This window comes from Ruegeria sp. AB9, assembly GCF_056542585.1.
In genome coordinates this window covers 226,807-253,062 of record NZ_JBQGAA010000003.1, presented here as the reverse complement: position 1 = coordinate 253,062, position 26,256 = coordinate 226,807, and the positions used below count along the sequence as shown (strand labels likewise).

Annotated in this window: 28 protein-coding genes; 14 read left to right on the top strand and 14 right to left on the bottom strand. The window is 56.7% G+C overall.

From position 1 onward, the window contains the following. Positions 1 to 100 precede the first annotated feature (100 nt). On the top strand, positions 101 to 934 hold the full coding sequence (locus ACR0K5_RS10375) for an AraC family transcriptional regulator (RefSeq protein ID WP_480629624.1): 834 nt from the start codon (positions 101 to 103) through the stop codon (positions 932 to 934). A gap of 1 nt (position 935) precedes the next feature. Here ACR0K5_RS10375 and ACR0K5_RS10370 read toward each other — a convergent pair whose 3' ends face one another. Further along, complete coding sequence (locus ACR0K5_RS10370; RefSeq protein WP_480629623.1) at positions 936 to 1,532, bottom strand: LysE family translocator; 597 nt, start codon at positions 1,530 to 1,532, stop codon at positions 936 to 938. A gap of 73 nt (positions 1,533 to 1,605) precedes the next feature. On the opposite strand from ACR0K5_RS10370, the gene ACR0K5_RS10365 reads away from it, so the two are divergent. Both ACR0K5_RS10365 and ACR0K5_RS10360 read left to right on the top strand, forming a co-directional pair. Continuing rightward, the gene (locus tag ACR0K5_RS10365; protein ID WP_480629622.1) at positions 1,606 to 2,058 is read left to right on the top strand and encodes an Lrp/AsnC family transcriptional regulator; all 453 of its coding nucleotides are present in this window, start codon (positions 1,606 to 1,608) and stop codon (positions 2,056 to 2,058) included. 119 nt (positions 2,059 to 2,177) lie between these two features. Then, on the top strand, positions 2,178 to 2,756 hold the full coding sequence (locus ACR0K5_RS10360) for a PA14 domain-containing protein (protein ID WP_480629621.1): 579 nt from the start codon (positions 2,178 to 2,180) through the stop codon (positions 2,754 to 2,756). Between the two features lie 42 nt (positions 2,757 to 2,798). Here ACR0K5_RS10360 and ACR0K5_RS10355 read toward each other — a convergent pair whose 3' ends face one another. Further along, on the bottom strand, positions 2,799 to 3,761 hold the full coding sequence (locus ACR0K5_RS10355; protein WP_480629620.1) for an L-malyl-CoA/beta-methylmalyl-CoA lyase: 963 nt from the start codon (positions 3,759 to 3,761) through the stop codon (positions 2,799 to 2,801). Positions 3,762 to 4,057: 296 nt separating this feature from the next. Between ACR0K5_RS10355 and dgcN the strand changes: the two genes are divergently transcribed. The 3 genes from dgcN to ACR0K5_RS10340 all read left to right on the top strand — a co-directional run bounded on the left by dgcN (position 4,058) and on the right by ACR0K5_RS10340 (position 6,971). Then, entirely contained in the window at positions 4,058 to 5,059 is a 1,002-nt protein-coding gene (gene dgcN, locus ACR0K5_RS10350) for an N-acetyltransferase DgcN (protein ID WP_480629619.1), read from the top strand. A gap of 74 nt (positions 5,060 to 5,133) precedes the next feature. Further along, positions 5,134 to 6,099, top strand: a complete 966-nt coding sequence (dgcA, locus tag ACR0K5_RS10345; RefSeq protein WP_480629618.1) for an N-acetyl-D-Glu racemase DgcA — start codon at positions 5,134 to 5,136, stop codon at positions 6,097 to 6,099. A gap of 11 nt (positions 6,100 to 6,110) precedes the next feature. Next, positions 6,111 to 6,971 (top strand): D-amino-acid transaminase, encoded by an 861-nt coding sequence (locus tag ACR0K5_RS10340; protein WP_480629617.1) that lies wholly within the window; start codon positions 6,111 to 6,113, stop codon positions 6,969 to 6,971. 42 nt (positions 6,972 to 7,013) lie between these two features. Here the strand turns inward: ACR0K5_RS10340 and ACR0K5_RS10335 are convergent, their stop codons facing one another. Both ACR0K5_RS10335 and ACR0K5_RS10330 read right to left on the bottom strand, forming a co-directional pair. Beyond that, positions 7,014 to 7,328 carry a DUF1244 domain-containing protein gene (locus ACR0K5_RS10335; RefSeq protein ID WP_480629616.1) on the bottom strand — a complete coding sequence of 105 codons (315 nt, stop codon included), beginning with the start codon at positions 7,326 to 7,328 and terminating at the stop codon, positions 7,014 to 7,016. A 330-nt stretch (positions 7,329 to 7,658) separates the two neighbouring features. Beyond that, complete coding sequence (locus ACR0K5_RS10330; RefSeq protein ID WP_480629615.1) at positions 7,659 to 8,396, bottom strand: N-formylglutamate amidohydrolase; 738 nt, start codon at positions 8,394 to 8,396, stop codon at positions 7,659 to 7,661. A gap of 142 nt (positions 8,397 to 8,538) precedes the next feature. Between ACR0K5_RS10330 and pyk the strand changes: the two genes are divergently transcribed. The 5 genes from pyk to rplT all read left to right on the top strand — a co-directional run bounded on the left by pyk (position 8,539) and on the right by rplT (position 13,006). Continuing rightward, complete coding sequence (gene pyk, locus ACR0K5_RS10325) at positions 8,539 to 9,984, top strand: pyruvate kinase (RefSeq protein WP_480629614.1); 1,446 nt, start codon at positions 8,539 to 8,541, stop codon at positions 9,982 to 9,984. A gap of 255 nt (positions 9,985 to 10,239) precedes the next feature. Next, positions 10,240 to 10,677 carry a universal stress protein gene (locus tag ACR0K5_RS10320; RefSeq protein ID WP_480629613.1) on the top strand — a complete coding sequence of 146 codons (438 nt, stop codon included), beginning with the start codon at positions 10,240 to 10,242 and terminating at the stop codon, positions 10,675 to 10,677. Between the two features lie 13 nt (positions 10,678 to 10,690). Further along, positions 10,691 to 12,241 (top strand): alanine/glycine:cation symporter family protein, encoded by a 1,551-nt coding sequence (locus ACR0K5_RS10315; RefSeq protein ID WP_480629612.1) that lies wholly within the window; start codon positions 10,691 to 10,693, stop codon positions 12,239 to 12,241. 184 nt (positions 12,242 to 12,425) lie between these two features. Beyond that, complete coding sequence (gene rpmI / locus ACR0K5_RS10310; protein WP_005981143.1) at positions 12,426 to 12,626, top strand: 50S ribosomal protein L35; 201 nt, start codon at positions 12,426 to 12,428, stop codon at positions 12,624 to 12,626. A 14-nt stretch (positions 12,627 to 12,640) separates the two neighbouring features. Beyond that, positions 12,641 to 13,006, top strand: a complete 366-nt coding sequence (gene rplT, locus ACR0K5_RS10305; RefSeq protein ID WP_152457001.1) for a 50S ribosomal protein L20 — start codon at positions 12,641 to 12,643, stop codon at positions 13,004 to 13,006. Between the two features lie 272 nt (positions 13,007 to 13,278). Here rplT and ACR0K5_RS10300 read toward each other — a convergent pair whose 3' ends face one another. Together ACR0K5_RS10300 and ACR0K5_RS10295 are read right to left on the bottom strand one after the other, a co-directional pair. Beyond that, entirely contained in the window at positions 13,279 to 14,001 is a 723-nt protein-coding gene (locus tag ACR0K5_RS10300) for a sulfotransferase domain-containing protein (RefSeq protein WP_480629611.1), read from the bottom strand. Between the two features lie 348 nt (positions 14,002 to 14,349). Next, positions 14,350 to 15,741, bottom strand: coding sequence for an aminotransferase family protein (locus tag ACR0K5_RS10295; RefSeq protein ID WP_480629794.1), 1,392 nt, complete (start codon positions 15,739 to 15,741; stop codon positions 14,350 to 14,352). Positions 15,742 to 15,960: 219 nt separating this feature from the next. Between ACR0K5_RS10295 and ACR0K5_RS10290 the strand changes: the two genes are divergently transcribed. After that, entirely contained in the window at positions 15,961 to 17,589 is a 1,629-nt protein-coding gene (locus ACR0K5_RS10290) for an acyl-CoA synthetase (RefSeq protein ID WP_480629610.1), read from the top strand. On the opposite strand, the gene ACR0K5_RS10285 is transcribed toward ACR0K5_RS10290, so the two are convergent. The 8 genes from ACR0K5_RS10285 to hmgA all read right to left on the bottom strand — a co-directional run bounded on the left by ACR0K5_RS10285 (position 17,586) and on the right by hmgA (position 24,422). Then, complete coding sequence (locus ACR0K5_RS10285) at positions 17,586 to 17,921, bottom strand: DOPA 4,5-dioxygenase family protein (RefSeq protein WP_480629609.1); 336 nt, start codon at positions 17,919 to 17,921, stop codon at positions 17,586 to 17,588. The genes ACR0K5_RS10290 and ACR0K5_RS10285 overlap by 4 nt on opposite strands. A gap of 84 nt (positions 17,922 to 18,005) precedes the next feature. Next, positions 18,006 to 18,644 carry a maleylacetoacetate isomerase gene (maiA, locus tag ACR0K5_RS10280; RefSeq protein ID WP_480629608.1) on the bottom strand — a complete coding sequence of 213 codons (639 nt, stop codon included), beginning with the start codon at positions 18,642 to 18,644 and terminating at the stop codon, positions 18,006 to 18,008. A gap of 11 nt (positions 18,645 to 18,655) precedes the next feature. Then, positions 18,656 to 18,853 (bottom strand): DUF2783 domain-containing protein, encoded by a 198-nt coding sequence (locus ACR0K5_RS10275; RefSeq protein WP_480629607.1) that lies wholly within the window; start codon positions 18,851 to 18,853, stop codon positions 18,656 to 18,658. Between the two features lie 5 nt (positions 18,854 to 18,858). Beyond that, positions 18,859 to 20,469, bottom strand: coding sequence for an FAD-dependent oxidoreductase (locus ACR0K5_RS10270; protein ID WP_480629606.1), 1,611 nt, complete (start codon positions 20,467 to 20,469; stop codon positions 18,859 to 18,861). A gap of 133 nt (positions 20,470 to 20,602) precedes the next feature. Continuing rightward, positions 20,603 to 21,553 (bottom strand): MBL fold metallo-hydrolase, encoded by a 951-nt coding sequence (locus tag ACR0K5_RS10265; RefSeq protein ID WP_039541551.1) that lies wholly within the window; start codon positions 21,551 to 21,553, stop codon positions 20,603 to 20,605. Positions 21,554 to 21,563: 10 nt separating this feature from the next. Then, on the bottom strand, positions 21,564 to 22,820 hold the full coding sequence (fahA, locus tag ACR0K5_RS10260; protein ID WP_480629605.1) for a fumarylacetoacetase: 1,257 nt from the start codon (positions 22,818 to 22,820) through the stop codon (positions 21,564 to 21,566). Between the two features lie 79 nt (positions 22,821 to 22,899). Next, the gene (locus ACR0K5_RS10255) at positions 22,900 to 23,067 is read right to left on the bottom strand and encodes a hypothetical protein (protein ID WP_480629604.1); all 168 of its coding nucleotides are present in this window, start codon (positions 23,065 to 23,067) and stop codon (positions 22,900 to 22,902) included. Beyond that, positions 23,067 to 24,422, bottom strand: a complete 1,356-nt coding sequence (gene hmgA, locus ACR0K5_RS10250; RefSeq protein ID WP_480629603.1) for a homogentisate 1,2-dioxygenase — start codon at positions 24,420 to 24,422, stop codon at positions 23,067 to 23,069. The genes ACR0K5_RS10255 and hmgA overlap by 1 nt, the downstream gene beginning before the upstream one ends. Before the next feature lie 57 nt (positions 24,423 to 24,479). Between hmgA and ACR0K5_RS10245 the strand changes: the two genes are divergently transcribed. Both ACR0K5_RS10245 and ACR0K5_RS10240 read left to right on the top strand, forming a co-directional pair. Beyond that, positions 24,480 to 24,932: a MarR family winged helix-turn-helix transcriptional regulator gene (locus ACR0K5_RS10245; protein ID WP_480629602.1), complete on the top strand. Its 453-nt coding sequence runs from the start codon at positions 24,480 to 24,482 to the stop codon at positions 24,930 to 24,932. A 60-nt stretch (positions 24,933 to 24,992) separates the two neighbouring features. Continuing rightward, positions 24,993 to 26,243, top strand: a complete 1,251-nt coding sequence (locus ACR0K5_RS10240) for an adenylate/guanylate cyclase domain-containing protein (protein WP_480629601.1) — start codon at positions 24,993 to 24,995, stop codon at positions 26,241 to 26,243. Positions 26,244 to 26,256: the final 13 nt, after the last annotated feature.

The following is a 26,256-nucleotide window of genomic DNA, read 5'->3' as shown; positions in this document are numbered from 1 at the left end:
TCTCTGCTATATGGCCTGACGTTGCTCCGGATGCAACTCAGCAAGATTTGTGTGTTGAGGATATGCAATCTCAGGTGAGCAAAGAGAAGGAAGGACACCGATGGCCACCAGCTATGAAGACCGCGTGTTGCGCGTCTTGGCGTATATTCATGACAACCCCGCTGGGGACTTGTCGCTGGATGCGCTGGCCGACGTTGCCGCCATGTCCCGGTTTCACTGGCACAGGGTATTTCGCGCCCTGACTGGTGAAACATGTGCTCAGGCAGTGCGTCGTATACGATTGCACCGAGCGGCCACATGTCTGGTGCGGTCGGATCGGGCCATTCCCGATATTGCGCTGTCTGTCGGGTATCCCAACCCTACCTCTTTTGCACGGGCCTTTTCCGAGGCCTACGGCAGCAGCCCTGCTGCCTTTCGCAAGGCCGGACAGTTCATGCCGGCCCATCCCAATTTCAGAACCGGAGACTATCCAATGCACCCGATTACCACCCGAACAGAACCCGCCCGCCGTGTCATTGCATTGCCGCATCAAGGTGCGTATTCCGAAATCGGCAAAAGCTTTGAGGCATTCGGGGCCATGTGCGAGTCCCGCCAGCTTTGGCCGCAGGTCGGGCCTGTTCTGGCTCTTTACCTCGATAGTCCGGATGACGTGCCCGAAGATCAGCTGCGTAGCTATGCAGGTGCTGAGTTTTGTGGTGATGCGGTGCCTGATGGACTGGAGGAGATGGCGATCCCAGGCGGCAAGACTGCTGTGTTGACGTACAAGGGGCCATATTCCGGGATCGCTGCGGCTTATCACAGCCTGTTTGGCAATTGGCTTCCTGAATCAGGTGAAGAACCAGCCGATCAACCTTGCTATGAAATCTACCTCAATGACCCTCGCAACACCGCGCCCGAGGACCTTCTGACGGAAATCTGTCTGCCCCTGAAGTAACTCAATCAGGCCAGAGAACCGGATAGAGCGAGGCCACAAGCAGCACCGCCATTGTCCAGTTGAAAACAACCAATCGGCGCGGGTTCGTTAGAACCCGGGCCATCTGCTGTCCGAGAAAGGTCCAGGTGCTGACCGACGGCAGGTTGACCGCCCCGAAAACCAGCGCCACGAGAACAATCGCGTGTAGGGTCTGGTTTGGCGTGTAAGCGGTTGTGGCGGTCAGTGCCATCGCCCACGCCTTTGGGTTCACCCATTGAAAAGCGGCCGCTTGCAGGAATGTCATGGGTACGCCAACCGTTTCGGTACCCTGAGCAGGTGCGGCATGTGCGATCTTCCATGCCAGGTAAAGCAGGTAGATCACGGATACGACTTTCAGGATGGAATAGCTGACCGGATACCGGTCAAAGACCTGCACCAGCCCGGCTCCGACAAGCAGAACCATGAAGGTAAAGCCAAGGCCAATACCCAACATATGCGGGACCGAACGTCGAAAGCCGAAATTCGCCCCCGATGCCATCAGCATCAGGTTATTTGGCCCCGGGGTTATCGAGGTTACAAAGGCAAAGGCGATCAGGGCCAGCAGAATGTCGTAAGTCATGCTGCGGAGTATCGTCCGAGTACTGGCAAATGTAATTGCTTTTTCGTGCGTCTTTCCGGTATTTCTGCAATCTATGATGAAAAATGACCAAATAAACCGCCAGATATTGCAAGAATTGACCCGAGACGGGCGTATCAGCAATCTGGAATTGGCCGAGCGGGTCGGCCTGTCGCCCTCTGCTTGCTTGCGCCGTGTTCAAGAGCTTGAGAAGGCCGGCGTGATCACTGGCTATCGTGCAGTTCTGGATCCGGTGGCCATGGGTGTCGGCTTTGTGGCTTACATCGGAGTGGGTCTCGGCGAACACACAAAAGCAGCTCAGGAAGGGTTCGAACGGGCCCTGCAACAAGCCCCAGAAGTTGTCGAATGCCACAACATTACGGGCACAATCGAATACCTGCTGCGCGTCGAATGCGCCGATCTGCCATCGTACAAAACTTTTCACACCGAGGTGCTGGGAACGCTACCGCATGTCACCTCGATCACATCCTATGTGGTCATGGGATCGCCCAAGGATTTGCGGGCGTGAACTCTTAAATTGTGAAGCTTCACTCTCTTGCAGGGCAAATATACAGGGCCTAGTGTCTTAGTAATGACGTTGCCAGGGGATACGCCCAGCCAAAACGGCACGCAAACAGGGAGATTATGATGAAACTCGTTCGAACAGTGGCGACCGGAGTTGCCATGTCGGTAGTTGCCGGGGTTGCTTTGTCCGCCCCGCTGAAACTGCAACCTGCCAATCCACAGCCCTCCCCGAAGGCAGGGTTAAACGTGAAATATTATGGTACAGGCAACCAACATAAGAAGATCCGAGATCTGAGTCAGGCAAAAAGCCTGCTGTCTCAGGCGAAGCCCGGAAAGCCGTTGCGTGGGTTGGATTACAGGGACACCAGTAAGGGTGAGGACGTTATGACGTTCGACCAGGCTTACAATGTTGCCGCCGAGGTGACAGGGTATATGCGGTTTGACTCACCCGGAATTTACGAGTTGGAAACGTGGTCGAATGACGGGATAGAAGCTTCGGTTGGTGGTCAACAGATTGGCCGCGTAACTGGTATTCAAGGGTGTGAAGCCAATCAACGTACCGAAGTAGAAGTGCCCAAAGCGGGCTGGTACCCATTGAAGATTGTTTACTATCAGAAACTGGGAACGTCTTGCCTGATGATGAAGTCAGGAAAAAAAGGTGAGCGCTTCACATGGACGCCCAATGAGGTCTTTGGCCGTTGAAAAATAAAAAGGGCGCTCGGTTGAGCGCCCTTTCTTTGTGACTTAGCTGCCCGCCGCAATCAGTTCGGCCTGTGCCACAATGACTTCGGCTTGCTTGATCGAGGCGATGTCGACCAAACGCCCTTTGTAGACGGTCGCGCCTTCGCCATTTGCCTTGGCTTGTTCCATTGCCGCAAGAATTTCGCGGGCTTCGGAAACGGCTTCGTCCGACGGGGTGAATACCTGATTGGCCAGCGCGATCTGCTTGGGGTGGATCGCCCATTTGCCGACCATACCCAGCGTGGCCGAGCGTTTCGCCTGAGCGATGTACCCTTCGTCATCGCTGAAGTCACCGAACGGCCCATCCACCGGCAACACGCCATGGGTGCGGCAGGCGGCAACGATGGCGGCCTGCGCCCAGTGCCACGGGTCGGACCAGTGTTTTTCGCCGTCACGCAGCATATAGTAGTTTTCCTGTGTGCCGCCGATGCCGGTGGTTTGCATCCCCATCGAAGCAGCGAAATCCGCGGCTCCAAGGCTCATGGCTTGCAGGCGGGGGGAAGAAGCTGCGATCTCTTCGACATGGGCGATACCAGCAGAAGATTCGATGATAACCTCGAAGCTGATCGGTTTGGTACGGCCCTTCGCGCGCTCGATCGCAGTGACCAGAGCATCCACTGCATAAACATCGGCCGCGCAGCCGACTTTGGGGATCATGATCTGGTCCAGACGATCGCCTGCCTGTTCCAGCACATCAACTACATCGCGGTACCAGTACGGGGTATCCAATCCGTTGATCCGGACGGACATGTATTTGTTGCCCCAGTCCACAGTGTTCAGCGCTTCGATGACATTGGCGCGGGCCGCATCCTTGTCCGAAGGTGCAACCGAGTCCTCAAGATCGAGGTTGATCACATCCGCAGCAGATGCTGCCATTTTCGGGAACAGTTTGGTGTTCGATCCCGGACCGAATAGCTGACAGCGATTGGGACGTGCAGGGGCAGCGGGTTGGATGCGGAAGCTCATCTGGACCTCGTGTGGGTAATGAAGTTGCGATTTTTCTGCTCAATGAGGTATTAAATTGCGCAACGTGGCGCAAGGGCGATTGTGCGCCTGCGGCAATGCGGTTGCAGAATATAGTATGCGAGAAGCTGAAGGAGGGGTGATTAAAGTTTAATCACTTTGAAAACTTCGAAGAATTTTGCGCCATTGCAAAAAAACGTGCAAGAACATCGCGCGTAGGCTGTGTTTCGCAGATCAAAACGCGAAACGCTCGTTTTGCCGCTTCTCTAGCTTAAGCCGGAATCAAAGGAGTGACCGCAATGATCGAGACACCGTACCTGCTGTTCTTGGGCGATGCGCCCGACCAATTGGCGGCCAAAGTGGCTGTGGGCATCAAGGACTGGCGCCCGGAAAACGCCGTCGGCCAATACCGTATGGACGGCTGCAAGGCTGACCTGGGCCTGACAGATATGACCCTGACCGAGGCGAAAGAGGCCGGAGCCAAGACATTGGTGATCGGCGTGGCCAACCGTGGCGGTGTGATCAGTCAGGAATGGAAAAAGGTTCTGGTCATGGCGCTGGAGGAAGGGTTTGACTTGGCTTCCGGCCTGCACAACCTGTTGCGCGATGAGCCCGATCTGGTGGCCGTTGCCGAAGCGACCGGTCAAAAGCTGCACGATGTGCGTGTGCCCGAAGTCGATTACCCGATTGCCAACGGAATCAAGCGCAAGGGCAAGCGTTGTCTGGCCGTGGGCACCGATTGTTCGGTCGGCAAGATGTACACCGCCATGGCGATGGATGCTGAAATGCGCAAGCGTGGCATGAAATCGACCTTCCGTGCGACCGGTCAGACGGGCATTCTGATCACCGGTGATGGTGTGCCGCTTGATGCAGTCATTGCCGACTTCATGGCCGGTTCGATCGAATGGCTGACGCCTGATAATGATGACGACCACTGGGACCTGATCGAAGGGCAGGGCTCCTTGTTCCACGTGTCTTACTCTGGCGTGACGATGGCGCTGATCCACGGCGGCCAGCCGGACGCCCTGATCCTGAGCCACGAACCGACCCGTGAGCATATGCGCGGCTTGCCGACCTATCAGCAGCCGTCTTTAGAGACCCTGCGCGACACCGCGCTGGCACTGGCCAAAGTAGCAAACCCGGATTGTCAGGTCGTCGGCGTTTCGGTCAACACGCAGCACATGTCCGAAGAGGACGCCGCTGCTTATCTGGCCAAGATCGAAGCCGACATGGGCCTGCCTGCGACCGACCCGTTCCGCTTTGGTTCGGGCAAGCTGGTGGACGCGCTGGCTGCGATGTGATCTGAGACAGGTGCCGGTGGCGGGTTCATCCGCCTCCGGCAAAAGCATTTGGCAAAATATGAAGGAGCGGGTGCGTGCAGATAGAGGTCTCTCGCGATGTGTTTCGGCTGGCGCAGGTATTTACCATCTCGCGCGGGTCGCGAACTGAAGCAAAGGTGCTGACGGTTCGGGTATCGGACGGAGCGCATCAGGGCTGGGGCGAATGCGTTCCATATGCGCGCTATGACGAAACGCTCGAGTCGGTCGAGGCCGAGATAGCCGGTCTGCCTGTAGATTTTTCGCGCCAGTCGCTGAAAGACCTTTTGCCTGCGGGTGCTGCCCGGAACGCCGTGGATTGCGCGTTGTGGGACCTGGAATGCAAACGCGCTGGCAAGCGTGCCTGGGATCTGGCTGGCCTGCCGGTGCCCGGCCCTGAGATCACGGCCTATACACTGTCGTTGGACACTCCGGAGGCGATGCAAGCTCAGGCGGCCGAGAACGCGCATCGCCCGCTTCTGAAGATCAAGCTTGGCACGCCTGATGACATGCCCCGGCTTGAGGCAGTGCGCGACGGTGCTCCGAACTCTAAGATCATCGTAGATGCGAACGAAGGCTGGTCTGCCGAGGTTTACGCCGACCTCGCCCCGCATCTGGTGCGGCTGGGCGTGGCACTGGTTGAGCAACCTTTGCCGGCAGGGGAAGACGATGCGCTGATCGGGATGGAGCGTCCTGTACCTGTTTGCGCCGATGAATCCTGCCATGACCGTGCCAGCCTGCCAAAGCTGAAGGGCAAATACGATGTCATCAATATCAAGCTCGATAAAACTGGTGGCCTGACCGAGGCGTTGGAGTTGCGTAAGGCTGCGATCGCCGAAGGCTATGACATCATGGTTGGTTGCATGGTCGGCAGCTCGCTTGCCATGGCGCCTGCGACATTGCTGGCGCAAGGTGCGATGGTAACGGACCTTGACGGCCCGCTTCTGTTGGCCGAAGACCGCGACACCCCGCTGACTTTTGACGACGCCGGAGTTCACCCGCCCAAAGCGGCGCTCTGGGGCTGAGGAGACAAAACATGACCCGCACCGTTTACGTAAATGGCGAATACCTGCCCGAGACCGAGGCCAAGGTGTCCATTTTTGACCGTGGCTTCCTATTTGCAGACGCGGTTTACGAAGTCACCAGTGTTTTGGATGGCAAGCTGATCGATTTCGAAGGTCACGCGGTGCGTCTGAAGCGGTCTCTGGACGAGTTGGAGATGGCCGAGCCCTGCACCAAGGACGAACTGCTGGCGATTCACCGCAAGCTGGTGGAGCTGAACGGCATTGAGGAAGGTCTGGTTTATCTGCAGGTCTCGCGCGGCAGTGACGGCGACCGGGATTTCGTGTTCCCATCGGCTGATACCAAGCCCAGCCTCGTTCTGTTCACTCAGAACAAGCCGGGATTGGCCGACAGTCCGGCTGCACAGAAAGGTGCAAAGATCATCTCGATCGAAGACATCCGCTGGGGCCGTCGTGACATCAAAACCGTGCAATTGCTGTACCCGTCGATGGGCAAGATGATGGCCAAGAAAGCAGGCTGCGACGACGCATGGCTGGTTGAAGACGGTTTTGTGACCGAGGGCACCAGCAACAACGCCTATTTCGTCAAGAACGGCAAGATTGTCACCCGCCCATTGTCCACCGACATCCTGCACGGGATCACCCGCAAGGCTGTGCTGCGCATGGCGGCAGAAGCCCAGATGGAAGTTGAAGAGCGTCTGTTTACTATCGACGAAGCCAAAGAGGCGGATGAGGCGTTTACAACCTCGGCCAGTGCCTTCGTTATGCCCGTGGTCGAGATTGATGGGGTCGCGCTGGGCGACGGTACACCGGGGCCGATTGCCAAACGCCTTCGCGAGATCTACCTGGACGAAAGCCGTAAGGCAGCGATCTAAAAAAAAGGCCCGCCGTTCTGGCGGGCCATTTTTGTTTTGGACTCAGCCCTTTTTCGTTACATTCTCTTCGAACGCGACTTTGAAAGCTGCCTGTTTCTCGGGGCTGGCCTCGGTCTGGTAGTTTGATTTCCACTCGTCCATCGTCATGCCGTAGAAAATCTCGCGGGCCTCGTCTTTGCCCATCTCGATCCCCTTTTCGTTGGCTGCTTCCTGATACCAGCGTGACAGGCAGTTGCGGCAGAACCCGGCGAGGTTCATCATGTCGATATTCTGGACGTCCTTGCGGTCTTCCATCAAATGCTGTTGCAACCGGCGAAACGCGGCGGCCTGAAGTTCGATTTCGGTTTGCTTGTCCATGTTGCAATTTCCCACAGATGCTACTTTCTCTAGGTAAGGCTATACCGGATTTTTCATAGGTTTCGCGATGCGTTTTATGCTTTAGGAGAGTTTTCAAGCAATGTCTTTACCATTCAAGTTCGTGCCGTTCTCGCCATCACCCTTGGATTACGAGCCTATTGAGGCATTATATGGTTTGCTTCTTGTTCCGCTGATCCTGTTTGTCGGGTGGGCAATCGTAAAATTGTGGAAGCTTTGCTGGCGGGGTTACGACCAGAGGCATCAAGAACGCGACGGGTGCAACGATCAACGGGAATGAACCTGCCTCGCCGGCACTGCAACAGTGGAAGTCTAAAGGCCGCTGTCCGCCAGAGCGTCCTGCAGGATCACCGCCAACCGCTCCGCCCATTCCCTCTGCCTGGCGTGATCCGCAATCAGATCATTGCGCAGCTCGATCAATGCATTGGGACGGCCAAAAGCGGTGCAGTGCTTGTCAATGGCATCACCCGGCAACACGCCAGTATAGGGTTCGTTGACGCCAACGCACAGGTCATCTTCCCGTTGCAGCCGGTCGACCAAGGGGCGCGAAAACCGTTCGTCCGGGGTGTGCAGCACGCCGATGTGCCACGGGCGCGGGTCGCGTCCGCGCAATTGTCGCGTAAAGGAATGCATCGAAACGATCACAGCGTGCGGCAGCGCCGCCAGTTGGGCCAATGCCTCGTGATAGGGGCGGTAGCACATGTTCAGGCGCCGTTCACGTTCGGCTGCGTCCGCGTGGCGGTTGCCGGGAATGATCGAGCCGTCGTAGAGCTTCATCAATAATGTCGGATCGTCTTCTCCGCGGTTGGGATCGATCACAAGGCGCGAGAAGTTGGCGGCAACCACCGGCGCGTTCAGGATTTCGCCCAGATGCTTCGATACCTCATACGCTCCGACGTCATAGGCGATGTGACGTTCCATGTCCTCGCGCGGCAGGCCAAGGTTGCCGCCGTTCACCTCGGGGGGGACAGTATTGGTTGCGTGGTCGCATGTGATCAGCCAGCGCGACGGGCGGTCCGCACCGTGGACGAAAAACGGGGTGTATGTCATGAGCCTGTCATCTAGTTTGCCGCAGGTGTAGGGCAGTTGCTTTGAAAAGGGAATTGCGCAATAAGCATCGAAATGATGTTTGCGGTAACATTTTGCGGAAGCTGATCTGCAGACCTGAGATGACGTAAGGAGGTCAATACCAATGCGACGCCTGAGAAATGTGAAAATCGTGGCGACGCTGGGGCCGGCGTCCAGTGACTATGACACCATTCGAGCCTTGCACGAGGCTGGTGCGGATGTCTTTCGTCTGAACATGAGCCATGGCAGTCATGATGAGATCCGCGAACGGCACAAGATCATTCGACAGGTTGAAAAAGACCTGGACAGCCCGATAGCCATTTTGGCCGACCTTCAGGGTCCCAAGCTACGTGTTGGTGTTTTTGCCAATGAGGCAGAGGAGCTGGAAGAAGGCGCGGCTTTCCGCCTCGACCTTGACCCCGCTGCTGGCGACATCAATCGGGTCTGCCTGCCGCACCCCGAGATTTTTGCTGCACTTGAACCAGGCGCGCGCCTGCTGGTGAATGACGGCAAGATCCGTCTGACCGTTCAAGACTGCGGTCAGGACTTCGCCAATTGCACGGTTGAAGTTGGGGGTACGATCTCGAACCGCAAAGGGGTGAATGTTCCTGATGTAGTGTTGCCGTTGGCAGCTTTGTCAGCAAAAGATCGCGACGATCTGGAGTTTGTCTGTCAACTGGGTGTCGACTGGTTGGCGCTGAGCTTCGTGCAGCGCGCCAAGGACGTTTTCGAAGCCCGCGCGCTTGCCGATGGCCGCGCCGCGATCCTGTCCAAGATTGAAAAGCCCGCCGCAGTTGAGGCGTTCGACGACATCCTTGATGCGTCGGACGGAATCATGGTGGCACGGGGCGATCTGGGTGTGGAACTGCCCGTGTCTGCCGTGCCTCCGATCCAGAAACGGCTGGTTCGTAGATGCCGCGGGGCTGCCAAGCCTGTCATTGTCGCCACACAAATGCTGGAAAGCATGATCGAAAGCCCGATGCCGACACGGGCCGAAGTGTCGGATGTGGCAACCGCAATCTATGAAGGGACGGATGCCATCATGCTCAGCGCGGAATCGGCGGCTGGTGCGTATCCGATCGAAGCCGTGCAAACCATGAACAAGGTTGCCATCGAAGTTGAAGCTGACCCGACATATACGCAGATCATCGCAGCCTCGCGCACGGCCAAGGGGACCACTGTTGCAGACGGGATCGTTGCCGCTGCGCGTGAGATCGCCGAAAAGACCGACATCAAGGCCATCTGCTGTTTCACTCAGAGCGGTACAACAGCATCGTTGACCGCACGGGAACGTCCTGGAGTGCCGATCATTGCCATGACCTCGCAAAGGGGCACGGCGCGCAGGCTATGTCTGAGTTGGGGGTGCAATTGCGTCATGACGCCGGAACTGCAACGATTCAAGGGCGCTGTGGTCAACGCAGCCCGAGCCGCGCGGGCCGGGGGATTTGCATCCGAAGCAGATCAAATCGTAGTCACGGCCGGTGTGCCTTTCAACGTTCCGGGCACAACCAATATTCTGCGTGTGGCCCCCTGCGATGAACGCCTGATCTATAGTACCGATCCTGAATAGAAAGTTGATGTGAAACATCAGCAGAGACTGACAAACGGCCGCTCGTGAAGCGGTCGTTTTCTTTTTGTTTCTGGTGAAAATATTGATTTTTAAGAGAAATTTGACTCGGAGGGGCGACTTTGGCACAATGGGCTTCATTCGTAGGTAGAATTTCCTGATAATTGACCCAAGGGCAGTCTCAGCCAAAGTTTCAAGTTCCGGCTGCCCTGCCGGGGGCACGGGCCCCGGACTTAACAACAATAACGGAGGAACGAGATGACAACAAAGATTGTCATAGGACTCGACGGGACAGAGACCGGCGAACGTGCGATTACCTTTGCCAAAGACCTGGCAAAGCTGATCGGAACATGCGAGTTGGTGGTCGCTTATGTAATCGAATGGTCCCCTTACACGTTTCAGACACCGGAAGAAAACGCTCAGCGCCATAAGCGGCGCGAAGAAGAGGTGGATCTGGCAACGTCGCGCATTGTGACGCCTGCTGTTGATGCCCTGAAGGCGGCTGGATTCGCGGCGCAGGGCGTTGTTCGTCATGGTGATGTGGCGGAAACTCTGAACGCCATCACAGTCGAAAACGGCGGCTCTCAGATTGTTGTGGGCCGGTCTTCGTCTGATGGGATCAAGAAACGTATCTTCGGCAGTTCGACACAGAACCTTGTGATGCATGCCGACGTTCCGGTCACAGTTGTAAATTGAGGTGGGCAGATCAATGAAAACGCTACAACACCTGTATCTTTCTGCGGTTGCCGCCATGATGGCCACCGCAGCTTCGGCGCAAGAGGCTCCGGGCCTTGATGACAAAATCAATCAGGCCTTTGCCGATGCAACCGGGCCGTTCGTCAGCTTTATCTTTGCACCGTTCCCGGGAACTGGTTTCCCGTGGATCGTAGGGTGGCTGGTGGTCGCGGCTACAGTCTTTACGCTTTACTTCGCCTTCGTGCAGTTCCGTTTTTTCGGACACTCGATCAGCCTTGTCAAAGGTGACTATTCCGATCCGAACGATGCCGGTGAGGTCAGCCATTTCCAGGCTCTGGCCACGGCGCTTTCCGGGACGGTTGGTCTTGGTAACATCGCCGGCGTGGCGGTTGCTATCGGGATCGGGGGACCAGGTGCCACATTCTGGATGATTATCGCGGGCCTGCTGGGCATGGCGTCAAAGTTCACCGAATGTACGCTGGGCGTGAAGTACCGCAACGAATACGATGATGGCACCGTTTCGGGCGGCCCGATGTACTATATGTCTAAAGGGTTTGCTGAGCTTGGCCTGCCGGGGGGCAAGATCCTTGCGGTTCTCTTCTCGATCTTCTGTATCCTTGGCGCGCTGGGTGGGGGCAACATGTTCCAGGCCAATCAGGCACATCAGCAGATCGCAGGCATCGTGGGCGATTATCCCGGCTGGATCACGGGGCTGGTCTTTGCTGCCATCGTGTTTGCTGTGATCGTCGGTGGCCTGAAGTCCATCGCACGGGTGACCGAGAAAGTCGTGCCCTTTATGGGTGTGATGTATGTGCTGGCCGCGCTGGTCATCATCTTCATGCATGCAGATCAGATCGGCTGGGCCTTTGGCCAGATCTTCGCAGGTGCCTTTACTGGCCTCGGCGTTGCAGGTGGCATGGTGGGCGCGCTGATTCAAGGCTTCCGCCGTGCTGCGTTTTCGAACGAAGCGGGGGTTGGGTCGGCGGCGATTGCCCACTCGGCCGTGCGGACCAAGGAACCTATCACCGAGGGGTTCGTCTCGCTGCTTGAGCCGTTCATCGACACGGTCGTGATCTGTACCATGACCGCGCTGGTGATCATCATCACGCAGCAGCTGATCATTGATCCGGAAACCGGCAAGTACATGCTGAACGAAGCGGGTAACGCTATCGCGACCGTTGATGGCAATTCAGGTGTCAGCCTGACCTCAGCCGCCTTTGGCAGCGCTTTCAGCTGGTTCCCCTTTATCCTGGCTATTGCCGTGGTCCTGTTTGCCTTCTCAACCATGATCAGCTGGTCTTACTACGGCCTCAAGGCCTGGACTTACCTGTTCGGGGAAGGTCACACCAAAGAACTGGTGTTCAAGATCATCTTCTGCGTCTTCGTGGTTATCGGTGCAGCGGCCAACCTTGGCCCGGTCATCGACTTCTCGGATGCGGCAATCTTCGCGATGGCTGTGGTGAACGTCTTCGCGCTCTACTTCCTTATGAAAGTGGTGCGTCAGGAATTGGCGTCTTACGCCGAACGGCTGAAAACCGGTGAAATCCGCAAGTTTGAGCATTAATCCAATCCACCGGGGCGGCAACTGTCGCCCCGGTGCCAGACCGTCCCCGCTAAAACCACAGATTCTGGTCGAATCCCCCTTGCCAGTATGACGGAACTTGCGTAAATGGCGCTTCTGATCGCGTGACCGGCCGAGATGGCATGCCGAGTCGCGTTTTGAACCGAACCCGGAAAAGGAGACGGAAATGCCTAAGATGAAGACCAAATCGAGCGCCAAAAAGCGCTTCAAGGTGACTGCGACCGGTAAGGTCATGGCAGGCCAGGCCGGCAAACGGCACGGCATGATCAAGCGGACCAAGAAATTCATCCGTGACGCCCGTGGCACCACCACCCTGTCCGCCCCCGACGCCAAGATCGTCAAGGGCTACATGCCCTACGACCGCTAAGAGGAGATTAAGAGATGTCCCGCGTTAAAGGTGGAACCGTAACTCACGCCCGTCACAAGAAGGTCATCAAGGCCGCCAAAGGTTACTATGGCCGCCGCAAGAGCACCTTCAAAGTTGCCCGTCAGGCCGTCGACAAGGCCAACCAGTATGCAACCCGCGACCGCAAGAACCGCAAGCGCAACTTCCGCGCGCTGTGGATTCAGCGTATCAACGCTGCTGTCCGTTCGCACGACGAGGCACTGACCTATTCCCGCTTCATCAACGGCCTGAACCTGGCCGGTATCGAAGTGGACCGCAAAGTTCTGGCCGACCTGGCCGTGCACGAACCGGAAGCGTTCGGCGCGATCGTCGCCAAAGCTCAGGCCGCTCTGACCGCCTGATCCTCTTTCGAGAGACAGTGAAAGAAAGGCCGTCCCGTTTGGGGCGGCCTTTTTTCTTTAAGCGTTTTCAGGGTCGGTATCTCCTTGACTACACCAGTGAGCCCCCCATTCCCTGAAGTTCGAATTCTCAGGGAATTGCCGTGTGTAAATCGGCCTTGTTAGGTTGAAACTGGCGGGACGCAACACGATTCGTGATCAAGTTTCTACCGCTCCTTTACGCAACCTAGGCTATCGCTGACTTTGCGCCTTGCGCGAACACTCGACGCAATTGGTTAAGTCAGTGTTTCTGGGTAAAAACGCTCAAGCAAGTCCCTGTAGTGCGTCCTCACATAGTCGATGATAGGTTCAGGAAGCTCATCGCGCCAGGTATCTACCTGGCCTCCTGATCGATAGTGTGAGGCTTCGTCAACAACGCCTTGTTTCCGGCCCAGTGAGAATTTCTCAAATGAGAATTCACTGTTTTGCGGTAGCGCGAGGTTATCAATGCCTACACTTTTCAAGGCCTTTCCCAAGCACCCGTTCATGTCCTCGAATAGATCTTCTGATCGTAAGGTGAGTATTTTGGAGTCGTCGAAGTCCCAGGCAGAAAGCGAACAGAGCGGACCAGGCGTTCTGGGGAAAAACTCCAGTTGTTGGAGAAACGAAAGGGTCAGATACAGCCCTTCATTTTTTCCGCAGTTGTTCAGAGTGTTTCGCTGAGCCTCGAGTATTTCCCATCCATCGAGCGAGTGTGTTTTGAGGTGCGAGTGATAGGCGGAACAAATCAAGTTCAATGGATTTCTGATCACGTGAATTGTGGGCAGGTCGATTGAATTTGCCAAATTGGGGTAAAACGAGTTTGACGCAAAAAAAATCGATACGTTGGGTCGATCAAAAACTCCCACATTCGATTCAAGAAAGGAAAGGTTGTTGTCGTCGGCTACTCGTATCAAAACTGATCTTAACCAGCGTGTACCACATTTGTGGTGAGCGAGAACGTTGATTTGGGTAGTCATTTAGCACCTTAAATGTGTATCTTGAGGCAGTGATAAGAGGTCCAGGCGAGCTCCTCAAGGATATGAGGCAAAGCAGGCCATCCTTTACCAGTTGTTTCATCGAAATCAAGGCTGTGAAAACAACCCGCCAAGCTAAGTGGCCCTGTCGTGTCGCGCTCTTTTACAGGCCGTTATTCAAATCGGTTTGCGACTTTTACCTGTCAAACTTCCAATTGGCTTCGGAACGTATCCGTCTTTGGGTTCATTCTAGAAAACGGTTTCCGTGTGATCGATTGCCAAAGCACGAACCGAGGTCAAAAAAACCGGCGCACAATGCGCCGGCTTCAAACTGTTCAATTGCGGAACTGTCTACCCGAACACACGTCCCAGCGCGCCATCGACGGCGTCGGTGATCTGGTCAATGTCATCCGCCGTTGCAATCAGCGCAGGCGAGAAGCACAGAGTGTTGTTACGGCTCGGGATCGAGCGGTTGGTGACGCCGATGATCACGCCCTGCGCCATGCAGTCGGCGACAACGGCCTGCGCGAGTTTCTCGTCCACCGGCTCTTTCGAGCCACGATCCGCAACCAATTCGGCACCCAGGAACAGGCCCTTGCCGCGGACGTCACCGATGACCTTGTGTTTTTCCATCAGTGCCTGAAGGTTGCCCATCATGCGGTCACCCATTGCCGCGCAATTGCCCAGCAGGTTTTCATCCTCGATGATACGCATGTTTTCGATCGCTGCAGCCGGACCAGCGGTGCAGCCGCCAAAGGTCGAGATATCGCGGAAATAGCTCATCGGGTCCGAGGCATCATCCTTGAACATGTCAAAGACTTCCTCGGTGGTGACCATGCAGGCAATCGCCGCATAGCCTGAGGCTACGCCTTTGGCCATGGTCACGAAGTCGGGCTTGATGCCGTATTGCTGATAACCGAACCATGTGCCGGTCCGGCCTACGCCGCAGACGACCTCGTCGATATGAAGCAGTACGTCGTATTTCTTGCAGATCTCTTGTACGCGCTGCCAGTAACCCTCGGGCGCTTCGATCACGCCGCCACCCGCAGTCACCGGCTCAAGGCACAGCGCACCAACGGTGTCGGGGCCTTCGCGCAGAATGACTTCTTCGATCTGGTCCGCAGCCCATTCGCCGAAGTTCTCTTCGGGCGCGCCGTCAAGCTCGTGCTTGCGATATTCCATGCAATGCGGCACACGCACGAAATCAGGCGCGAAGGGGCCGTATTGCGCAGTACGCTCGTCCTGACCACCTGCCGACATGGTTGCCAGCGTTGAGCCGTGATAGTCCCGGTCGCGATACAGGATCTTGGTCTTCTTGCCGCCGTACTTCTTGTGCGCGATCTGGCGCACCATTTTAAACGCCTTCTCGTTCGCCTCAGAGCCCGAGTTTGTGTAATATACGCGGCTCATGCCGGGCATCTTATCGATCAGCTTCTCGGCGAAGATTGCGCCGGGGATCGAGCCGGCCGAGTTGGCGAAATAGCACAGCTTCATCAACTGGTCGTAAACGGCCTTACAGATCGATTCGCGGCCATAGCCAACGTTGACAGTCCAGACACCGCCGGAAACTGCATCCAGGTGCTCTTTGCCCTTCTGATCCCAGACGCGCATGCCTTTGCCTTCGACAATGATGCGGGGGTCATTGGTTTCAAAGGGTTTATGCTGGATCAGATGGTGCCAGATATGGGCGCGATCGGCCTCAACTACGCGGGAAAGATCGTTTTCGTTGAACGTGCCGTCCATGACAAGTCCTTTCAGTGAGATGCGGTGCACGGGATAGGGAATAGTATAACCCGGCATGTGTTTAAGATGCTTCAGATCACCGCGAAAGCCCTGATGTAGATAGGGCCAGATCGTATCATCCGTATTGCCAGTCAGACGTTCTGCCGTATTTTTACGGGTTTGTCAGACGGACAAGTTTGTGCTCAATTCGCCGAAACTGCGATTTGGGAGGATCAGCGGATGGCCACGACGAATATCTACGAACGTCATTTGGACAGATGCCAGGCGAACTACACGCCTCTGTCTCCTCTTTCGTTTATCGAGCGCACAGCTCAGGTCTACCCGGATTACCCGTCTGTCGTGTATGGCGACCGCCGTCAGACTTGGGCGGAAACCTATGCCCGTTGCCGCCGTCTGGCAGGCGCTTTGACCGCACGCGGTATCGGAAAGGGCGATACTGTTTCAATCATAGCTGCAAACATCCCCGAGATGTATGAAGCGCATTTTGGCGTGCCTATGGCGGGTGCCGTATTGAACGCCATCAACACCCGGCTGGACGCGCCGATTGTCGCTTTCATCCTGAACCACGCCGAGGCGAAGGCTTTGCTGGTCGATCTCGAGTTTTCGGGCGTTGTGAAAGAGGCGCTGAAGCAGGTCGACCATGAAGTTCTGATCATCGACATAGAGGATCCCAGTTTCGACGGCGGTGAAAAACTCGGTAGCCTGACCTATGATGCCCTGATTTCTGAGGGAGACGCTGAGTTCGACTGGTCTCTGCCAGAGGACGAATGGGATGCCATCACGCTGAACTACACTTCGGGCACCACAGGCAACCCAAAAGGGGTCGTTTATCATCACCGTGGCGCCAACCTGAATGCTCAGTCGGATTTGTTGGACTGGGATATGCCCAAGCATTCGGTCTATCTTTGGACCCTGCCGATGTTCCATTGCAACGGCTGGTGCTTCCCTTGGGCAATGGCTGCCAATGCAGGCGTTTCCGTGTGTTTGCGCGCCGTCCGTGCAGAGCCAATCTATGCGGCATTCCGGGATGAGAAAGTCACCCATTTCTGCGGGGCTCCTATCGTGTTGAACATGCTGGCCCACGCGCCGGATGACCTGAAAGATTTCGATCACCAGATCAAGGTGATGACTGCGGGCGCTCCGCCACCTGCTGCAGTGATCGAAGCCATGGAGGCTATGGGCGTCGAGGTCACGCATGTCTATGGCCTGACCGAGACCTATGGGCCTTCGGTGGTTTGCGCCTGGAAAGAAGAGTGGAATGAGAAGGGGGCCGAAGACCGCGCTGCTCTGAAAGTACGGCAGGGGGTGCGATATACGGCTCTGTCTGGCCTGATGGTGGCCGATCCCGAAACGAAGGAACCTGTGCCGGCGGATGGCAAAACCATGGGCGAGATTTTCATGCGAGGCAACGTGGTGATGAAAGGGTACCTCAAGAACCCCGATGCCACGGATGGGGCCTTTCAGGGCGGCTGGTTTGCGTCCGGCGATCTGGGTGTCATGCACACTGACGGCTATATCGCGTTGAAGGACCGCTCCAAGGACATCATCATCTCAGGCGGCGAGAATATCTCTTCTGTCGAAGTGGAAGGTATCCTTTACAAACACCCCGCGGTCATGGAGGCGGCCGTAGTTGCGCGGCCAGATGAGAAATGGGGCGAAACCCCCTGCGCCTTTGTCGAGCTGAAACCTGATGCCACCGCGACCGAGGCGGAGCTGATCGCGTTCTGTCGGGACAACATGGCTCATTTCAAAGCGCCCAAGACCGTGGTATTCGGTACCTTGCCGAAGACTTCAACTGGCAAGGTGCAGAAATTCGTGCTGCGGGATCAGGCGCGGGCGTTGGGTTAAAGCTTGTCGAAAATCGACAGGTCCAGATCCAGTATCTCACCCATCCAGATTGCGCGATCCCGGTGGTCGGCCAGATGATTGCCCGTTTCAGGGTGGGTGAAAACCGTCAGGCCCTTTCGGTTCAGCATCAGCCAAGGAATGACTTGCTCGAATGCGTCAGCGGCGAAGCCCAACTGACAACTCCAGCGCTGGTGAGGGCCGACATTGCGGGCATGCATGCGCCCCATCTGAACAGGGAACAGACGGGCCGCTTCTTCACACACTTGTTGCGCCGTGTCCTGTGTGTCGGCGTCAAAATAAACATGGGCGTGGTAACCGGTAATCTCGGGCATGCGGACCTCTTTGCTTTGTCAAACAAAGTTAAGACCGATCAGACCGGACGCCTAGGCGCACGCGCACACAGGGGCTGTGCGAGGTTATAGGGGGGCGTGTCCGTCCGGGTGCGCCGCGACAAAAGCCGAGTGATCGGCGCAGGCCTTTTCCACTCCCAGAATACGGGGCATGTCCGACAGATCAACTTGCCACCGGCGCGCGTTGTAGATCTGCGGGATCAGGCAGATATCGGCGAGACCGGGCTGTGAACCAACACAACAGGGGGCCTGTTCAAACTCACCCAACATGGTCTCAAATGCCAACAATCCTGGCCGGATGAAGTGTCGCATCCACTCTCCGGGCATATCGGATGGGTCTCTACTGAGGGTAGTCGCATGACGAGCAACCGAAAGGTTGCAAACGGGGTGAATGTCTACTGCTATCGCATAGGCCAGCGCCTGCACACGCGCACGCTCTGCCGCATCAACGGGCAGAAGGTTCAGTTGGCGCGTGCTGTCCAGATAGTCGATGATGGACAGAGATTGCGTCAACCGTAGCCGATCAATTTCCAGAACCGGAACTAGCCCTTGTGGGTTTCGCGCAATATGTGCATCGCTTTTGTGTTCGCCATCCACCAGATCGACAACAACCGCGCGATAGTCGATCCCGGCCAAATTCAGGGCGATCCGCACCCGATAGCTGGCCGAAGACCGCCAATAGTCGTAAAGAACGACTTCGCTCACGTCGGGGGCCGTCAATTGTCGGCCAAAGCGGCAGCGCGAATGGCGTCAGACAGCACTGCACCGTCGCCGATGTGATTGGCCAGCACCAGAACCAGTCGGGCGTTCAGCGCGTCGCTATCGGCTTTTTCAAGCCCTTCATGCGCCGCCAATAGCTCTGCATAGAAGTCGTCTGCCTTGGCAATATTCGGGGATAGGATCAGATCAGACATTGCGCTTACTCCTTACCACAGGCTCTGCGGATCGCATGCCGGAAACTGTTTTCTTCATAGCTATCGCGCCTCGCCGCCACGTGCTGATCTGGTCGGATCAGATAAACCGCGCTGGTCGCATTGCCCAGATAGCGACGTTTGAGCGCCAGTGTCAGGTCGTCCTTGACCGACAGCGCCAATCGTGTGACCTCGACTCCGTCTTCTTCCAGCATCTCCGGGGCATCTGCGTCGATGGTCAACAGGGTGAATTTTCCGGCCAGCTTGGGCAGCAGGAACTCTTCACCCAGCGGTGCGTCCGGGCAGGCTGAACCGGGGCGCGTCTGGGTTGGGCCGTCCAGAGCATCGGCAGAGTTCAGCGAAGAGCCGTCATAGGTGCAAGGTTGGCTCAGGCGTCCTGAGTTCACCAACGGACGGGCGAATTCGTACTGTTCGCTCAGATTCAGAACCGCATCTCTCAGAACTCGGGACATCTCGGATTTCGGTGTGATGAAATCGGTCGATCGGCTGGACTTCTGGATGTTCTCATCAGCCCCATGCACACGTTCGGAATTGTAGCTGTCCAGCAAGCTATCGGGAGCTTTTCCATCCAGCACCAGTTTCAGTTTCCAGCACAGGTTATCGGTGTCCTGCAGACCTGAATTGGCCCCGCGCGCGCCAAATGGGCTGACCTGATGCGCACTGTCGCCTGCGAACAGGACACGACCCTTGCGGAAGCTTTCCATGCGTCGGCATTGGAAGGTGTAGATTGAAACCCATTCCAACTGGAACTCGACATCGTCGCCAAGCATGGCCTTGAGGCGCGGGATCACGTTCTCAGGGCGCTTTTCGCGTTCCTTGTCGATGTCCCAACCCAGTTGCAGGTCGATGCGCCAGACATTGTCGGGTTGCTTGTGCAAAAGCGCGGACTGCCCGCGATTGAATGGTGGATCGAACCAGAACCAGCGTTCCGAGGGGAAATCAGCATCCATGATCACATCCGCGATCAGGAAGTTGTCTTCGAAAACACGCCCTTCGAAATCAATGCCCAACATGCGCCGAGCGGGGGAGGTCGCACCGTCGCACGCGATCAGCCATTCGGCTTCGATTGTGTATGGGCCTTCAGGTGTTTCGACCTCCAGCCTTACGTGATCGTCGTGGGTGCCAATCGCTTCGACCTTGTTGCGGCCGCGTATCTCGATGGGTGCGCCTTCCGCCTGTAGCTGACGGACCCTTTCGACGAAGTAATCTTCGAAGTGGTATTGCTGCAGGTTGATGAAAGCGGGGTTGGCATAGCCTTCATCCGGTTGCAGGTTGAAGTCATAGACCTGACGATCATCGAAAAAGACCTTGCCGCGGTCCCAAAGAACGCCCTTGTCGACCAATCGCTGACCGCAACCCAACCGGTCTGCGATTTCCAGGGTGCGTTGAGAAAAACAGATGGCGCGACTGCCAAAGCTGACCTTGTCGTTCTCGTCCAGAACCACAACTTCGACCCCTTGTTGGGCCAGATCGATGGCGGCGGCCAGACCAACCGGGCCTGCACCGATCACGATAACCTTGCGCCTGACGGGCGTCGGGCTGTCCTGATCCGGGCTGCGTTCATATCCGTAAAGCGGTGTTTCAAAGATCTTGTTCATGGGCTCCCCCCAAGCAGATGCACCAATGTGCTGCAAATCCTGTCCCCCGGCGACAGGCGCCGGAGGCCTTGGCTTATGGTTTCATTGAATCCCGCCGCACAAAACGATCTGGATCAAATCGGGCCGTTTTCCGTCACCCTTGCAGCGCCTCCCACATTTCAAGGTCGCGCTGGGCGGTCCAGATCCGGGGTGTGTCGATGCCACGCGCCTCGTCATAGGCGCGCGCCACGTTGAACGGCAAACAGTGCTCGTAGATCGCGTAATCGGCGAACTTCGGATCGCATTCGGCGCGCACGGCGTCCCATGCTTCCTTCAAACTGCCACCACGTGCAGCAACTTTGGCTGCCGGGCGGTAAGTGCTTTCGACGAAATCGCGGGTATTCTCGATGGCTGCATTCACCATGTCCTTGCCGACCAGCGCATCGCCACGACCCGGTGCAATGGCGTCGACATCGAACCACTTGATCTCGTCCAGCGTGTCACCCCAGTCGCTGAAATGGCCGTCGCCACAATAACAGGCCGAGTGATATTCGACGATGTCACCGGTGAACATCACGTTCTGATCAGGCACATGGATGACGATATCGCCCGCCGTATGGGCGCGACCCAGATGCATCAGGTCGATCCGGCGATTGCCCAGATAAACAGTCATCGTGTCGCTGAAAGTTGTGGTGGGCCAGGTCAGGCCAGGGATGCTTTCATGCCCTTCGAACAGGCGTGGAAAGCGTTGGAATTCGCTGTCCCAGTCCTCTTGCCCGCGTTCCACGACCATGGCGCGCGCCATGTCCGACATCAGAATCTGCTGAGCGCCAAATGCGCTTGCGCCCAGAACACGCACGGCATGGTAGTGGGTCAGGGCAACATGCGTGATTGGCTTGTCTGTAACTGACCGTACGCATTCGATGACCTTGTTTGCCAGGCGCGGGGTCGCCTGTGCCTCGACGATCATCACGCTGTCGTCCCCGATAATGACGCCCGAATTCGGATCGCCTTCGGCGGTAAAAGCATAGAGCCCCTCGCCCACCTCGGTGAACGAGATTTTCTTTTCCGACATGTCCCCCTGGGACGCGAATGCTTTGGCCATGGTGGGTTCCTTATCGTGAATATGGGTTCTCAAGAGCGGGTAAAACGGTGCCGACACACTCACCGAAGCCGATTGTGTAGCCGTCGCCATTGGCGTTGCCAGTCAGAGTCAGGGTGTCGCCGTCCTCGATGAAACTGCGGGTTTCACCGCTGTCCAACGTCAGGGGTTCCTTGCCGCCCCAGCTGAGCTCAAGCAACGAGCCACGCTCCGGTTTGGTTGGCCCGGAGATGGTTCCCGATCCCAGCAGGTCGCCTGCATTCATCGGACATCCGGATGTGGTGTGATGGGCCAGTTGTTGAGCGGCCGAATAGTACATCTGATTGTAGTTGGTCTGCGCAATCGTCGTGGCCGGTTGCCCTTCAGGTGCCATGGTGATCGCCAGATCGATGTCATAGAGCATTGGACCGCGGTCCTTGAGGTGATCCAGCAATTCAAACTCACGGGCCGGAGTATCGCAGCGGAACGGTTCTAGCGCGGCTTTGGTCACGATCCAGGGGCTGATCGAGGTTGCAGTAGCCTTGGCCTGAAACGGGCCCAGTGGCTGGTATTCCCAGGCTTGAATGTCCCTTGCAGACCAGTCGTTCAGAAGGACGTAGCCAAAAATGTTGTCGTCCGCTTCCTGCACGGTGATCGGACCATCCGAGGGGGTGCCGACAATCGCGCCCATCTCAAGCTCGATATCAAAGCGACGGCTGGGCAGGAAGGCGGGCAGGTCCTGATCGGGGGATTTCAATTGACCCCAGGGACGGCGAATATCTGTACCCGACACGACAACCGAAGATGCCCGGCCATTATAGCCGATGGGAATATGCAGCCAGTTCGGGGGCAGTGCGTTTTCCGGACCCCGGAACATGGTGCCCACATTGAAGGCATGGTTCCGACCAGCATAGAAATCGGTGTATTCACTGACCGCGAAGGGCAGGTGCATTTCGGCGTCATCTTGTTTGACGAGCAGTGGTTCGACCTTGGCTTGCTCGTCTGAACCTTCGGCCAGCAGGCTGATCAGCCGTTCGCGCAGTGCGGTCCAGACCGCGGGACCTTCCTCCATCAGAGGGTTCCAGAACGGCATGTCGAACAATGGCTCATCGTTCAGGGTGATCAGACCTTCGGCCTCGGCTGCGGTAACGTCGAGGATCATGTCACCAATGGCCACACCACAGCGAGGATCATCACCCTCGGTTGAGAATACACCATATGGCAGGTTGTTCAGCGGAAATGGGTGGGTTGCGCCATTGGCCGACGCCACCCAGGATTTCAATAAAGTCATCGGTCTTCCTTGTCGTCTTTGTCGTCGTTGCGAGCATGGCATCAGCAAAGGGTTTGCCGCATAATCCTGCTTCCATCTTTCAGTCGCTGCCCGGGTCGGCCCCGCCGGAAGAACCCTCCTGGCGATGGCCGGGCATTGGATTGTGCTTGTAGTGGTCGCGCTTGCCGTTCCAGCGCCCGCGCCGTACCCAAATCGATATACCGAAAATGCTCAAGAACACAGCGATGACTATGTAGCCGGCATCCATCACTTCTTGCCTGGTGTCCCGTCGAATTTCTTCTCAAGTGATGTCCAGCAGTCGATATAGTCATCCTGCAGCGGGGCTTCGGTGGCTGCAAACGGGGTCAGATGCTGCGGGAACCGGGTTTCGAACATGAACGACATCGTCTGGTCCAGCTTATCCGGCCCCAGATTGGAATATGACGCCTTGTCAAAGGCTTCCCTGTCGGGGCCATGCGGGATCATCATGTTGTGCAGGCTCGTGCCACCGGGGACAAAGCCCTGCGGTTTCGCGTCATACTGGCCGTAGATGTTGCCCATCAGTTCCGACATGATGTTCTTGTGATACCACGGCGGGCGGAACGTGTCTTCCATCACCATCCAGCGTTCACGGAACAGGACAAAGTCGATATTGGCCGTACCCGGCTGGCCGGACGGGGCCGTCAGAACGGTAAAGATCGAGGGGTCGGGGTGGTCAAACAGGATCGCGCCAACGGGGCAATAGTTGCGCAAGTCGTATTTATAGGGCGCGTAGTTTCCGTGCCATGCCACGACATCCAGCGGGCTGTGACCGATCTTGGTGGTGTGGAATTGCCCGCACCATTTGATTGTCACGGTAGACGGGGTTTCACGATCCTCATAGGCCGCCACCGGTGCCTTGAAGTCGCGTGGGTTCGCCATGCAATTGGCCCCGATCGGGCCGCGACCCGGCAGTTCAAACTTCTGACCGTAGTTCTCGCAGACGAAGCCGCGCGCCGGGCCTTCCAGAACCTCAACCCGGTACAGCAAACCACGCGGGATGATCGCGATTTCCTTGGGCTCGAGGTCAATGATTCCAAGCTCGGTCGCAAAGCGCAGCCGCCCTTCCTGCGGTACCACCAGCAGTTCGGAGTCGGCTGAGAAGAAGTAGTCATCGACCATGGATTCCGTGACCAGATAGATGTGGCACGCCATGCCCACCTGCGTGTTCACATCACCCGCAGTCGTCATGGTCCGCATACCGGTCATCCAGTTCAGACCTTCATCGGAATGCGGGACGGGATCCCAGCGATACTGGCCCAGACTGATCACGTCCGGGTCGATGCAGGGAGCTGATTTCCAGTATGGAAGATCGATTTTTTCATAACGATGTGAGTGCTTTACGGATGGGCGAATACGATAGCACCAGGTGCGTTCAGGTGGGTTGGCGGTAAAGGCCGTGCCACTCAGCTGCTCTCCGTAAAGACCATAGTTGCACCGTTGCGGGCTGTTCATCCCCTGCGGCAGAGCCTCTGGCAGGGCCTCGGTCTCAAAGTCGTTTCCAAAGCCGGGCATATAGCCCGCATGAGTTCCGACAGGCGTTGCAGCCTGTGTCAGCGTATGCGGATCAGTCGGACGATTCATTGCGTTTTCCTCCGTTTGCTGCTTGTCGGTTAATAGTTGATTTTGTAACTAACAAGCATGACACACGATGAATCCGAAAAAAATGATGACTTTGATCTGCAAAATTTTCTGCCCTTCCTGCTGAATCAGGCTGCCGAACGGGCTTCGCTTGAATTTCAGGCTGTCTACAAGGGCCGATATGGGATGCTCAGAACCGAATGGCGGGTGTTGTTCCATCTGGGGCTATTTGGCGAGATGACGGCCAAGGAAATTGGTGAACGTGCCAGAATGCACAAAACCAAGATCAGCCGTGCGGTCGCCAAACTGGAAGAGCGTCGATATCTGAAACGCACACGGGACGAAACTGATCGGCGGGCGGAATGGCTGGCACTAACACCGGCAGGGCAAACTGTGTATCGTGACTTGAACGGCGTTGCTGCCGAATATGATGCGAAACTGTCGGACCTGTTCAAACCGGAAGAGGCTGCGCTGCTGCGTCAAATGTTGCAAAGGTTGGCAGGTTTGGATTGAACTCTGGCAATTGCCACGTGCCACCCCCAAATGGGGATCATGCTTGATATGGATATTAAAATGACCTCTCTAGGTTCCGCTTCGGTTTCCACGCAATCACTGATCGATTGGCTGGTCAACAAGGGGCTGGAGGGGGCCGGGCAAGAAGAGCTGCTGGAAGGGTTTTGTACCCAATTGGTTAATATGGGTATTCCGTTGATGCGGTTTCATGCGGCGCAATCGACTCTCCATCCGGTTTACGGCGGCATCGGTTATAGCTGGTATAACGGCACGGGCGGCGAATCCGAGAAATTCGAAAACACGGATACACCCAGCGAGGTTTGGCAGCAAAGCCCACTCTATGCGCTGCTGAACGAGGATTTGGACGAAATCCGGGTCAAACTGGTTGACCACAACGAACCTAGCCGCTTTCCCCTGCTGAACGATCTGCGTGAAATCGGAGCGACCGATTATTATGCAACGGGTCTGTCTTATGAAGGGGTCAAACAATTGCGCCCCAACGGCACGAAAAAGGTCAGCGATGGCGTTCTGATGTCGTGGACCAGCGACGCACCGACCGGATTCGAAGACAGCGATCTGAACCGTATACACACTGTCCTGCCACATCTGGGATTGGCGCTCAAATCCGCCAAGAACCAGAACCTGACCAAGGATCTGATGCGGGTATACCTGGGCCGGGATGCCGGTCGACGGGTTCTGTCGGGTGAAATCCGGCGCGGGTCCTTACAGCAAATCGATGCAGTGATCTGGAATTTCGACCTCGAGGGCTTCACTACTCTGTCCGAGGACCTGCCCGGGCACGAGATCATCGACATGCTGAACGACTATCTGGCCGTGGCTGTGGGCGTGGTTCATGACAAGGGCGGTAACATCTTGAAGTTCATGGGCGACGGGCTGATGGCCATGTTCGACGTCGGTGAAATCGACGAAGACGCCCGCGCTGCGCTCAGCGCCGTGCCTTTGTTGCAGTCCCGCATGGATGAATTGAACGCGGGACGCAGTCAGCAGGGTCTGCCGGTGGCCAACTACACACTGGCTTTGCATTCGGGCGAAATTCTCTATGGCAATATCGGGTCCGAGACGCGGCTGGACTTCACTGTGATCGGCCCGGCCGTCAACCAGGCCGCCCGCATCGCGGGGATGCACCGGTCGTTGGGTCAGAGGATCCTGATCTCGGACGACGTCGCCCGCGCTGCACAGCCCTGCGCGCAGGAGCTTGTCTCGGTCGGCCGCTACATGCTGCGCGGTGTGAATGAACCAAAAGAGCTGTTTACTGTATACAGTCCCGGCGGGTCACCAGATACCGATTGAAACTGCGGCTGAT